Source organism: Psychrobacter sp. (assembly GCF_035469765.1).
Taxonomy (GTDB): Bacteria; Pseudomonadota; Gammaproteobacteria; order Pseudomonadales; family Moraxellaceae; genus Psychrobacter.
Genome location: NZ_DATIRM010000027.1, coordinates 1 through 12,352, shown reverse-complemented (window position 1 = coordinate 12,352; position 12,352 = coordinate 1). Strand labels below are relative to the sequence as shown.

Annotated in this window: 12 protein-coding genes; 4 read left to right on the top strand and 8 right to left on the bottom strand. The window is 42.7% G+C overall.

Translation table 11 applies throughout. The features are described 5' to 3' along the window. Nucleotides 1-345 precede the first annotated feature (345 nt). Nucleotides 346-810, top strand: a complete 465-nt coding sequence (locus VLN09_RS00655) for a hypothetical protein (RefSeq protein WP_325243123.1) — start codon at nucleotides 346-348, stop codon at nucleotides 808-810. A 108-nt stretch (nucleotides 811-918) separates the two neighbouring features. Here the strand turns inward: VLN09_RS00655 and VLN09_RS00650 are convergent, their stop codons facing one another. Next, nucleotides 919-1,221 carry a monooxygenase gene (locus tag VLN09_RS00650; RefSeq protein ID WP_325243121.1) on the bottom strand — a complete coding sequence of 101 codons (303 nt, stop codon included), beginning with the start codon at nucleotides 1,219-1,221 and terminating at the stop codon, nucleotides 919-921. Between the two features lie 143 nt (nucleotides 1,222-1,364). Between VLN09_RS00650 and VLN09_RS00645 the strand changes: the two genes are divergently transcribed. Further along, the gene (locus tag VLN09_RS00645; protein WP_325243119.1) at nucleotides 1,365-2,324 is read left to right on the top strand and encodes a DUF1853 family protein; all 960 of its coding nucleotides are present in this window, start codon (nucleotides 1,365-1,367) and stop codon (nucleotides 2,322-2,324) included. On the opposite strand, the gene VLN09_RS00640 is transcribed toward VLN09_RS00645, so the two are convergent. The 7 genes from VLN09_RS00640 to VLN09_RS00610 form a co-directional block, all read right to left on the bottom strand. Then, nucleotides 2,299-2,829 carry a DUF2726 domain-containing protein gene (locus tag VLN09_RS00640; protein WP_325243117.1) on the bottom strand — a complete coding sequence of 177 codons (531 nt, stop codon included), beginning with the start codon at nucleotides 2,827-2,829 and terminating at the stop codon, nucleotides 2,299-2,301. The genes VLN09_RS00645 and VLN09_RS00640 overlap by 26 nt on opposite strands. Before the next feature lie 306 nt (nucleotides 2,830-3,135). Then, nucleotides 3,136-4,251, bottom strand: coding sequence for an SPOR domain-containing protein (locus tag VLN09_RS00635; protein ID WP_325243115.1), 1,116 nt, complete (start codon nucleotides 4,249-4,251; stop codon nucleotides 3,136-3,138). Nucleotides 4,252-4,480: 229 nt separating this feature from the next. Then, nucleotides 4,481-5,854 (bottom strand): bifunctional tetrahydrofolate synthase/dihydrofolate synthase, encoded by a 1,374-nt coding sequence (gene folC / locus VLN09_RS00630; RefSeq protein ID WP_325243113.1) that lies wholly within the window; start codon nucleotides 5,852-5,854, stop codon nucleotides 4,481-4,483. 256 nt (nucleotides 5,855-6,110) lie between these two features. After that, nucleotides 6,111-7,064 carry an acetyl-CoA carboxylase, carboxyltransferase subunit beta gene (gene accD / locus VLN09_RS00625; RefSeq protein ID WP_325243111.1) on the bottom strand — a complete coding sequence of 318 codons (954 nt, stop codon included), beginning with the start codon at nucleotides 7,062-7,064 and terminating at the stop codon, nucleotides 6,111-6,113. A 217-nt stretch (nucleotides 7,065-7,281) separates the two neighbouring features. Continuing rightward, the gene (gene trpA / locus VLN09_RS00620) at nucleotides 7,282-8,118 is read right to left on the bottom strand and encodes a tryptophan synthase subunit alpha (protein WP_325243109.1); all 837 of its coding nucleotides are present in this window, start codon (nucleotides 8,116-8,118) and stop codon (nucleotides 7,282-7,284) included. 141 nt (nucleotides 8,119-8,259) lie between these two features. Next, complete coding sequence (trpB, locus tag VLN09_RS00615; protein ID WP_325243107.1) at nucleotides 8,260-9,534, bottom strand: tryptophan synthase subunit beta; 1,275 nt, start codon at nucleotides 9,532-9,534, stop codon at nucleotides 8,260-8,262. A 75-nt stretch (nucleotides 9,535-9,609) separates the two neighbouring features. After that, nucleotides 9,610-10,290 carry a phosphoribosylanthranilate isomerase gene (locus tag VLN09_RS00610; RefSeq protein ID WP_325243105.1) on the bottom strand — a complete coding sequence of 227 codons (681 nt, stop codon included), beginning with the start codon at nucleotides 10,288-10,290 and terminating at the stop codon, nucleotides 9,610-9,612. A gap of 212 nt (nucleotides 10,291-10,502) precedes the next feature. On the opposite strand from VLN09_RS00610, the gene VLN09_RS00605 reads away from it, so the two are divergent. Both VLN09_RS00605 and VLN09_RS00600 read left to right on the top strand, forming a co-directional pair. Beyond that, the gene (locus VLN09_RS00605) at nucleotides 10,503-11,030 is read left to right on the top strand and encodes a deoxyribodipyrimidine photo-lyase (protein ID WP_325243103.1); all 528 of its coding nucleotides are present in this window, start codon (nucleotides 10,503-10,505) and stop codon (nucleotides 11,028-11,030) included. Nucleotides 11,031-11,075: 45 nt separating this feature from the next. Then, nucleotides 11,076-12,113, top strand: coding sequence for a deoxyribodipyrimidine photo-lyase (locus VLN09_RS00600; protein ID WP_325243101.1), 1,038 nt, complete (start codon nucleotides 11,076-11,078; stop codon nucleotides 12,111-12,113). Nucleotides 12,114-12,352: the final 239 nt, after the last annotated feature.

The window sequence follows — 12,352 nt, the reverse complement described above, 5'->3', positions numbered from 1 at the left end:
ATTAATAGTATTATTAAGTTGCTGGCACATTGGGCAGAACCTTAATGATGCAAACAATTACAAATAATCCTTAATGAATCCTCAAATAGCTAAAAAAGGGCATTATTAAAAACGATTGTTGGTATTATTGTTGGTATCGTCAATATGTGAAATTATAAAACCCATATATTAAAAGGCATACAGGCTTTACTTTACTTCCTGCCGTTCCGACCAAAGACAGAAGTAAAATAAGGTCAATCATTATTTATAATGGTTGGCTTTTTTTTGGGTTAAATTTGGATGGTAATAAAGTGACTTTAGATATAAGACATTAGGCAGGAGCTATAATTTATATAGGTTTTTTCAATGAAAAACATACATCCTACTATGGCTCGCGTTTTTCAACAGACCAGCTTAAAGCCATCTGAATTAGCACATGCCCTAGAAACAACACCTGCTACTATTACCAATTGGTCAAAACGAGGTATATCTAATCAGGGAGCTATAAAAGTCGCGCGTAAGTTTGATATCGACGTTAATTGGATCATGATGACTTCAGAAGAATTGGCTGTGCCTAAAAAGTTAGACACAAACAATACTGTTAATCATATCAAACTCAGTGCTACCGAAAAGCATCACTTATCTAGCCATTTTGAAACCGTTATAGCAGATCTAGAATCAGTTAACGCATTACTCTTATCTATACAAGAAGCTATTAAAACTGGACATACTGAACGTGCTACAAAACTTGCGAATATAGGTCAACAATTAACTGAAGACTTAATCAAGCAGTCTAATGCACATCTTGATACACTCACGATAATGTCGTAGCTCTATCTTTACTATTTACCTAAAGGAAGAATTATCTACACACATAAAAAAGCCAGCCATTGAATCCAGTGACTGGCTTTTTTATGCTTAATTACTCTTTATTGAGTATTACAAAGATGCTTTAGTAATCGCACTTAGCGCTTCATTGATGACAAATACTTTAGATTTAATGTCTTTAAAACCAAATGAAGTCAGCCTTTGGCTATGCTTATCTAAATATCTGTTGGCATCTTCTAAGTTATCAAACACATAAATACCGCCCGCTTCTTGCGTTTCTTCGTTTTCTGTCCATAGCTTATAGACCAAGCCGTTCTCGGTAGCAATATCTTCGGCTAGCTCTTTCATAGCGTCGAAAAATTCACTACCAAAAGGGCCATTATAAGGAAAGTCGACTTGTAAAAGATATTTCATAATTTAACCCTCATTATTATTAATATAGGTTGGCAAAATGTATGCCGCTAGATGACGATAATCTTAACATATTACGATTGCCTATAGACTTTTAACAAGCGAGCCGCTAGGGTAAATACTTTACGTTTACTCTGGTTTGATCTATGTCTGAGCTTAGCGCGCCACGCCCTGCTGCTCTCGAAACTCATGCCACTTATGCGCCTTGGGAAGCTTACCAGCGACCTTATGTGCGTGATTTGGCGTATGTGTTGGCTTGCCCAAACGTATTGACTAAATGGCTTGACGTTGCGCCCCACCAAAACACTCATGCTATCTCAGTACATAGCGCAAGCTTTTGGCAACAGCAATTTGAGGCATATCAGCAGCGTTTAAAAGAATTGGATACAACCAATGACTATCAGGCGCTGACCCGCTATTTATTAAAACGTCCCAGCCCTAATCGTTTGGGCTTTCACTTTGAGGGATTATTGTCATTTTGGTTAGAAGATGGCTTTGCACGCAACTTGCATCCGTATGAGACACTGGCTAATAACGTGCAACTTTTTAACGGCAAACAGACGACTGGCGAGCTTGATTTGATTTTGTATAATCATGAGGAAAAGCTCACCGAACATTGGGAGCTTGCGATTAAGTTCTTTATGGGATCAGCACCTTTTGAGCCTGAAAACTGGGTTGGTATCAATTCCAATGACAATCTACAGCGTAAAATGACCCACATGCAAACCAAGCAGTTTGATAGCATTTGGGTCAATACTGAGAAGCATGGACAAATTAAAATTGATAAGCGTTATGGGGTGATAAAAGGGCGGTTCTTTTTGCCGATAAATACCAAGGGCTTTGATTACCCGACTTGGCTCACACCAAGTTTTCCCATGCACGAATGGTGCGATAAGGATGACAATCTCAATCTTGCAAAGATAAACATTGATACATTGCGCGCTGCTCATTATATCGAATGGTTCAGCAAACGCGACTTCTATGATGGACGTCAGTCGTCAATCATCTATGCTGAAGACAGTATATTAAAAGCAGGTTTATACTTTGCAGGCGATAAACCTATTGTCATTTATCCTAATCTTAATAGCTCTCAATCACCTGTATGAGCTCATATCTCAGCATGTCGGCACTCGGCATGCGCTCCGCATGAAAACGCACGATTGCAATGCCTGCACTGGCAAGTGCTTTGTCTTTTTTGTCATCTGCTTTTTGTCGTGCCTTACTGTTATGCGTCCAATCATCAAGTTCAATGGCAACCAAGGTAGTCTGAGCATCGATATCAACGATTACATAGTCAACACTTTGACGGCAGATACGATTGAACCAAAAGCTGCGCTCAGACGTCTCATTACTATTCGCCTCGATAATCCGTGATAGCTGGACTTGTACAAAGATATGATATTCTGGCAATGCATTCTTTAACTTGTTAAAAAATATCACTTCGGTAGCGGTCATGATAGGCATAGGCGCAAATGGCCAAATAGCTAACTCATCACCGCGTACAGGCGGCGGATCTGGCTCAATAACTTGTTTATTAGAAAATAGTTTTGGTAAGGTTATCAGCCCCAAAAAGCCAACTGCCAATATTAAAAACATAACGCCAAATGACATGGTTTTACCTTATACAGTATCAAAGCAGTTAGATAGCTTGCTTACTATGCTAGCCTAGCCAACATAACAAACTACCTTTAGCTGCAGCAGGTCGACCCTTATGGGCTGACAGGTTATACAGAGAGAAACGAAAAATCGGCGCTCATCGTAACTAAATATGAGCAAATGGACAAACACTAAAATAAAAAACACGACAATAGATGTCGTGTTTTAATCATAAAGGTATTAAACGATAATAAGTGAAGTAACGCTCATTAAGATTTTAGATGCTATTTCATTATCATGTGTTTAGCAGTTTAACAATATCTAGCGCCAGTATAATACCCAAGCACTGGTGGTATTCACTTTAGGGTCACTATTAATCTGATCTTTTAAAGCCAATGCCGCCAATTTACCGCGCTCAGGACCGACGATAACTCGTACGCCGCGACTGGTCGGGCTGGTCTTAACTTGATAGCCTGCTGATTGGAATTTTTTTGCCATCTCATTCGCTTTGGCTTGATCGTTTGCCAATGCTACTTGTACCCCAAAGCTACCTTTAGCATCGGTTTCTTTGACTTCTTTACGGGCTTCACTGAGTTTTTTCTGAGCTTCTCGCTTAGCATCCACCGATTTTTTAGCCAACGCTTCTTCTTTTTGACGACTTGCTTCACGTGCCTGCTCAGCATTAGCGGCTTCACGCTCTAAGCGCTCTACCTGCTTACGCGATGGAATCGTAATGGTTTGACCGAGATGTAAAGATGTCGACGGTGAGAGATTATTCGCTTGGGCTAATACTTCTACCGGCATATTGTACTGACGTGCCAGCTTGATCAAACCATCGCCTCTTTTGACTTGATAATCAGAGGACGACTTAGGCGGCTCTTTTTTTGCGGCTTCATCCGCCTCACGCTTTTTTTGCGCAGCAACTAAGGCTTCAGCCTGCTCTTTAATAGCCGCTTGTCTTTTAGCTTCCTGCTGCTCCGCTAGTGCTTTTTTCCTTGCTTCAGCACTGTTAGCAGAATTGGTGGAATTATCTGCATTAGCAGGTGCCGATACGGGTGTTGCAAGCGTGTTCTTAGTCGCATCCTCATTGGTACTCGGTGTGGTGCTCGCCATATATTGCTGACTTTCAGCGCGTGCTTTTGCCAATGCTTGCGCTTCTGCCTCTTCTTGTTCAGTTAAGAATTGCTTCGCACGCTTTTCTTGTTCTGCAACGCGAGCAGCACGCTCTTTTTGTTTTTGTGCCAAGATACGTTTTTCTGTTTCAATATCTATCGTCAATGGCTGCGCAGATGTCGGCTCAGCATTTGGCTTATCTATCATTGCTGACGCTGGCTGTGATTTATTGGTATCACCAATCTGTTGCACCATGGCGTATAGCATCACGCTACCACCTAGAATCATCCCAATGCCCAATAAGGCTTGTCTCGAAAAGTTCATCCGTTTACGTCTCTTAGTTGGTAATAAGGTTGATTGGGCGGCGCAGCTGTCATCTTAGAGCTATTATGTTGATAACTTTAAGCAGCCATTATTAGCGCCGGTTACATTCATCTGTTTTACAGTAATGCCATTTGTTTCAAGCACTTTGATTATAAAGCATATTTTTCATGCTGTCTGCCACCACGCTATTACTAAGGCTAACATCAAACAGTCACTATTCTAACGTAAATTATCGCGTTTCAAGTGTAGACAATGCCTCTCCTATGGTATGGAAAGAACCGCAGACGACAATTAAGTCTTGTGGCTGACTGCTGTCTACCACGGCATTAGTTGCTTCTGGCAAACGCGCAAACGTATGGATTTGGTCGCTGTTGATATACTTTGCCAAGATACCTTGCAACTGCTCGGTAGTAGCAGCGCGTGGATAATCAATTTCGGCGATAAACCAATCGCTAATAGGCAAACCTGCTGTCGTCAAACGCTGAACCACTTTATCGATATCTTTATCGCCTAGCATAGAAAACAGAATTTTGATGGTTGGTTGTGTAGCGCTATGTTGACTAGCAGTATTTTTCTTTGCCAAATGTTGTTGCCATAGCGGCAATAACTGCGCCAATAAAAACTCAACACCTTGCTCATTATGTGCCACATCAAATAACCATTGACGTTCATACACTTCACGATAATCAAAGCGACCAGCAAGCTTGACCGTCTGTAGCGCTTGCTCGATAGCATCGATATCTATTTCTAATGGACTGGCAAGCACCGCTGATAAAGCATTGGCAGTATTGGTCAATGACAGCGCTGGGCGTGGCAATTGCAAAGTCACAGCGGCATTACTGTATTGCCAAGTGCTTGCATCATTTTCGCGGTAACTAAAATCCTTGCCGACTTGATAACAAGTTGCCTGATGCTTATCAATAGTCTGCTGTACGCTATTGGGCATCTCTGCAGCACCGTAAATCACGCTAATACCATCACGTAAAATACCTGCTTTTTCCGCACCGATGGCTTCTACATTATCACCCAACCAATCAACATGGTCGATAGCGATATTGGTAATCACTGCCATATCAGGATCAATGATATTGACCACATCTAAGCGACCGCCGAGCCCTACTTCTAATACCCATACATCACAGTCTGCTTCAGCAAATATCAGTAAAGCAGCCAATGTTGTCATCTCAAAAAACGACAAGGTTAAATCGCATTTTAGGCGCGCGGCTTCTACCTTACTAAAGGCATTAATCAAGGTTTCGTCGCTGACCATCTCGCCATTGATGCGCACCCGTTCATTGAAAACACTGAGATGTGGCGACTGATATAGTGCCGTTTTATATCCTGCGGCTTGACACATCTGAGCGATAACCGCTGTCGTTGACCCTTTCCCATTGGTGCCTGCCACCGTAAATACATAAGCATCATCTTTGGCTGACTGTACCACGGCCAATGCCTCAGCAACTGGCAGTACGCGTGACAAACCCATGTCTATCGCTGAGACATGAATATGCTGCATATAATTGAGCCATTCAGTTAAGCTGGAGGTGTTATTTGGGCTGCTGTTATTAAGGCTATTAGAGTGAGACACTAAAGAATCAGACATGGACAAAACCTATATCGAAGTTTGAGATAAAAGATAACGCGTATCGTAAAAGATGCAACTAATATGGATAAATATGAAAGGCATAACGGGCTTGCCACAAAGCAAAAATAGCATTTACCGTTATTCACGATAAATGCTATTCGTTAGTTTTACATATTTGGCAGATATTAGCACGCGGCTAAATCATTATGCTGCTAAATTATTAAACAGCGGCTAAAGTTAAACCGCTTTAACAATTTAGCATGCGTTTTACTGTTTACTGAGCGTTCACGTTAGGCACATGGCACATTTTTGCAAGCAAACGATAAATAGTATCAATCATTTGATGACGATGTACCACTTCATCGACCACACCATGCTCTAATAAGAATTCAGCACGCTGGAACGGCTCTTCTAATGTCTCACGTACAGTCTGCTCAATCACCCGCTTGCCAGCAAAGCCAATCATTGCTTTTGGTTCCGCCAAATGCACGTCACCCAGCATCGCTAAAGAAGCAGTGACGCCACCGTAGACAGGATTAGTTAGCACCACGATATATGGAATACCAGCAATTCTTAAACGCTCAATCGCTGCTGCTGTTCTTGCCATTTGCATCAATGATAACAAGCCTTCTTGCATACGCGCGCCGCCAGAGGCAGCAAAGCAAACTAGCGGCACTCTATCTGCAAGGGCTTTTTCAGCCGCTTGCACAAAACGATCGCCAACCACTGAGCCCATAGAGCCACCCATAAAGCGGAAATCAAACGCACAAGTAACCACATCAAGATTGCGCAATTTGCCATATAGAACAATCAGCGCTTCACTCTCTTTGGTTTTTTCTTGTGCTTCTATCATACGCTGCGGATATGGCTTACTGTCTACAAATCTTAACGGATCTTTAGCGGTAAACTCTTGCCCAAGCTCACCTTCTACTTGATCCAGTAACCAGTTTAAGCGCTCACGAGCAGTCATTGGCAAATGATGGTCGCAATGCGGGCATACATAGCAGTTGAAGATCAGCGCTGTATTGGTAATGACAGAATGGCAGCTGCTGCATTTTGTCGAGGGTTCTGTCTCTACCGCAGTTAATTGCGCCGTCAGTTGCTGTTTGATACCCGGTATCGGGCGCTCAAACCATGATTGACCAGCCATAGTACCATTCGGCTGCGGGCTAGTTGCACCATTAGTCGTATCAGATTTTGTTATCGTATCAGTCATATTATTCGCCATTATCTAAAGCTTATTGGCAAGCTCACTTATGCACTTGTCCCTAAGAGTCAATTTAATCGTCACAAACCCTTATAACTTGAGCAGTCATAAGGCACGCTCATGCGTTATTGTAACCATTTATATGTGATGTTAGTTTACACACGTAAACTAACTTTAGCAAAGCCATTTGCCTGTGTCTTTATAAACATTGTTATAAATATTGTGACGATAACTTGCCTTAATTGCTTGAGTTGGCGCTTAAACCATCAAGTGCACCGCGTAGCTCATCCATTTTTGCCATGATTTTTTGCTGAGCGTTAGCAACAGCAGTGGCATCATTAGCATCAATATCAGCAAAGTTCTGCACCAATGCACTACCAACAATAATACCATCCGCATGAGCGCCAATTGCTTTGGCAGAGGCAGCATCACGGATACCAAAACCAACACACACTGGCAGATCTGTCTCTGCTTTAATCGCTTGTACTCGTCTTGCAACATCGTCAGTATCTAGCGTTGCCGAGCCTGTCACACCTTTCAAAGACACGTAGTAGATATACCCGCCACAATGGGTTAATACTTGCTCACGGCGCTCAGGTAAAGTAGTTGGCGATAATAAGAAAATCTCATTCATCGAATGCTCAGTTAAATGCTGAGTAAAGCTACCCGCTTCTGCTGGTGGCAAATCAACCATCAAAATACCATCAACCCCTGACTGCTCACATAGCGCCACGAAACTGTCATAACCGATAATCTCTACTGGATTGAGGTAACCCATGAGGATAATTGGCGTCTGCGTATCTTGCTGACGGAACTCTTTGACCATTTTTAGCGCATCACGAGTACTGGTACCTGCAGCCAACGCTCGCTCGCCTGCCAGAGCAACGGTCGGACCATCTGCCATTGGATCAGAAAATGGTAAGCCAACTTCAATCATATCGGCGCCGTGCTTCACTAAGTCATGTAGCAAGCCAACAAAGTTAGTAGGATTGGGATCGCCTGCCATCACATAAGGGATGAGTGCTTTTTTATTTTGTGCCTTTAGGGTCTCAAAGGTGCTTTCAATACGGGTCATAGTGATCTCTTAATTGTTATAAATTGGCTCTTAGCATCTGACTTGAAAAGATGAAATAGTTTATTTAAGTGATATATCAAACAAAGGACACTAAGCAATTTCTCTTATAAAAAATGATTTAAAAACTTGCAAAAGTGGCGACTACAACTCAATTCCTTCTGCTTTCATCACTGAATGCAAATCTTTATCACCTCGCCCTGACATATTGACAATGATGGTTTGATCAGGTGTCATGGTTTTAGCCAGCTTCAGTGCATAAGCAACCGCATGGGCAGACTCAAGCGCCGGAATGATACCTTCTTTACGTGTGACTTCATGGAAGCCCTCTAACGACTCTTTATCGGTACAGCCAACATATTCAACGCGCTTCATGTCTTTTAAGAAGCTATGCTCAGGACCAACACCGGGATAATCAAGACCAGCTGAGATAGAATGTGTTTCTTGGATTTGACCTTCATCATCTGCCATCAGGTAAGTACGATTGCCATGTAAAACACCAATACGACCTGCTGCAAGTGGTGCTGAATGACGACCCGTTTCAATACCATCGCCTGTCGCTTCAACACCGTACATTTTGACATCAGTATCATTTAGGAAGTCAAAGAATAGACCAATAGCGTTAGAGCCACCACCGACACAAGCGACCAACGCATCTGGTAATTTACCAGTCATTTGTAAATGTTGAATACGCGCTTCTTTACCAATAATCGCTTGGAAATCACGCACCAGTAACGGATAAGGATGCGGACCGGCAACCGTACCGATAATATAATAGGTGCTATCAACATTGGTAACCCAGTCGCGCATGGCTTCATTCATAGCATCTTTTAATGTACGTGAACCAGACGTCACCGGCACAACTGTCGCACCAAGCAAGCGCATACGGTAAACGTTCATCTTTTGACGCTCAACATCATCAGCGCCCATATAAACGATACATTCAAGTCCCAAACGCGCAGCAATCGTCGCCGTCGCAACGCCATGTTGCCCCGCTCCAGTCTCTGCAATAATACGTTTTTTACCACTCATTTTGGCAAGGAGTGCTTGACCAATGGTGTTATTGACCTTATGAGCGCCAGTATGGTTTAAGTCTTCACGCTTAAAGTAAATTTGCGCACCGCCAATCTCATCACTCAAACGCTTGGCATGATAAAGCGGTGTTGGGCGACCGACATAGTTGACCAAGTCATTGTGATACTCTTCCCAAAACGCGGGGTCGGCTTTTACTCTGGTATATAACGCTTCTAGCTCTTCTAGTGCCGCCATCAAGGTTTCAGAAACGAAGCGTCCGCCATGTACCCCAAAATGTCCGCGCGCATCTGGATACTGGTTGAAATCTTGTACGTCTGTTGGATTGGTAAAAGTATTAATGGCTTTAGCAGTGGTAGATAAATCTTTATTAGCGACATGACTCATGGTAATTCCTACTGTAAGAAGTGGTATTTTTAGAATGATTATTTTCTTGCGTAAATATAGGTGTTTGGAATAACTCTAGGAAAAACTACTCACTTGGTTAGCATTATTATTTTGCCATCGATCGTGTTTTACCGCTTTCATAAAGGCACGCATTTTAGCCGCGTCTTTTTTGCCTTTATCAACTTCAATCCCGCCGCTGACATCGACTGCATAAATAGGCAAATCACGAGTCGCAGTGACATTATCAGTAGTCAGTCCACCTGCCAATACAATCGGTAGCGAACTATCTTGCGGTATCAAACTCCAATCAAAGCGCGCGCCCGTACCACCATATTTATGCTGATGATACGCATCAAGTAAGATACTACTGGCACCTGCTGCTGCAAACGTATCGATTTGCGCTCTCACGCTCGCAGTGGTATCTTGCTCGGCATTGATACGCAGCGCTTTCATCCAACGTTTATTTACAGTACTTGCTAGCTGACGGCACTGCTCAGGGGTTTCATCACCATGAAATTGTATGACATCGAAAGGTACATTATCTGCCAATGTCATCAACTCATCTTCAGCCATATTGACTACTAGAGCGACCACAGTGATAAAAGCGGGTACAGCGGCGCTCAAAGTCTGTGCTTGTTCGATGGTCACAGCACGCGGGCTTGGCGGATAAAACACTAAGCCAACCGCATCCACACCCAATTGAGCGGCAGTTTGAATATCAGTAAGCTGAGTAAATCCACAAAACTTAACCTGCATGATGCAACCTTAAATATGACGCTGAGTATGAAATGGCTAAATTAGCTTGGCTAAAATAATAGCAGGCGATAAATACTACCTGCCAACGTCAAAACTAAGTATGATAATTTGTTAATTGAATGGCAAATCAATTGCATCCAAAAACTTATCCTAGCATACTTTTATTCATAGTTTTGCTTATGATTGCGATTGATTAAAATAAGGATTCCTGAATGTCTCAAGCAACGGCAGCAGATGCAAAAAACACCAATAGTAATGGTGAAAACGTCACTATAAATCAGCCTCACTATCTTATGTGGTTCCGCCGCGACCTACGAATCCATGATAATACCGCTCTAGCGGCACTCTGTGAACGCGCAAACGAAGATAACGCTCTGGTCAGTGCCGTATTTTTTCTCACTCCTAAGCAATGGCAAGCACATGATATGTCATTAGCCCAGCTTGACCATATCGCCCGCACCTTGCCTATCCTAGCAAACGACCTACAAACGCACTTAAATATAAAGTTGACCGTACAAGTTATGGCAGATTTTGCTAACTGTAATGCAAACTTAATTGACTTGTGCACCGCAAATAATATCTGCTGTGTCATGGCGAATCACGAATATGAAGGCAATGAGATTACACGTGACGAAGCATTGCACAAACACTTTGCAAAAGCGGATATTGAATTTATCCGCTGGCATGACCAATGTATCTTGCCACCGCAAAGCATCACTACTAATGACGATAGCATGTAACAGGTATTTACCCCATTTTATAAGAAATGGCGGCATACCTTGGAGGTGGGTGATATACAAATACATAACGCCCTTACCATCAATAATAATAAAATTGATCTACAGTCATCAAAGGCATGCGCCAATACGATTGAAGACATCGAAGCCTTGGGCAAAGAGACCGTCAGTCACTATCAACAATATTTAAAGAGTCTTGAAAACTACCAGTATATCAATATGGACACCCAGCTTGAGTACGCTCGTAGCGCTTATCCTGCTGGTGAAAATGCTGCTCGAAAGCGTTTAGCAGCATTCATTGCTGAAGATATTGATAACTATGATGTGAGTCGCGATGTACCCAGCTTACATGCTACCAGTCAGTTATCAGCCTATCTGACCATTGGCGCAATCAGCCCCAGACTTTGCTACTTACAGGCATCTAAAGCACAAGAAGAGCTACATGGTAATGATGGCGATAATGATGACATTAATCGCTGGATAAGCGAGCTTGCTTGGCGAGATTTTTATCGTCATGTACTCGTCGAAAAACCAGCGTTGATACACCATCAAGCTTATAAACATGAAACAGACACCAAGATTAACTGGTCATACCATCAAGATGATTTTGCGGCTTGGTGTGAAGGAAAAACTGGCGTGCCATTGGTCGATGCAGCGATGCGCTGTCTCAATGCGACGGGCTTTATGCACAATCGCTTGCGCATGGTCACAGCGATGTTTTTGACCAAAGACCTATTGATTGATTGGCGCTTAGGTGAGCGTTACTTTATGCAGCAGCTGATAGACGGCGACTTTGCGTCAAATAATGGCGGCTGGCAATGGAGCGCTTCAACAGGTACGGATTCTGCGCCTTACTTCCGTATTATGAACCCCTTTAGCCAAGCTAAAACCCATGATGCTGAGGGGATATTTATTAAGACTTGGCTACCTGAATTAAAACCAATTCCTACCAGCATTTTACATAGCGAAGATAAAATGCGACAAGCATTGGCAAAGGGTGGTAAGTTTGCCAACATTGATTATCCTGTGCCAATGGTCGAGCATAAAGCCGCACGACAACTAGCGATTGCTGAATTTAAAAAATGAATAGCAAAAAAGGCTTTATAAGAGTTGATTCGATATAAAGCTTTTTTGCTAAAACTTTACTATTTAACCATATTCATCAGTATTATGAGCTTGAAAGTGGCAGCTGACATGAACCCGCACCTTGCGTGGTGACCGTCACTACTGCGCCAGTTAGCGCAAACAGCTGTTGCAACTGGGTTTGTGCATTTTCTAGTGCCATCGTCATCACATCACCGCGGCAAGCGCGTTCAAGCACTTCT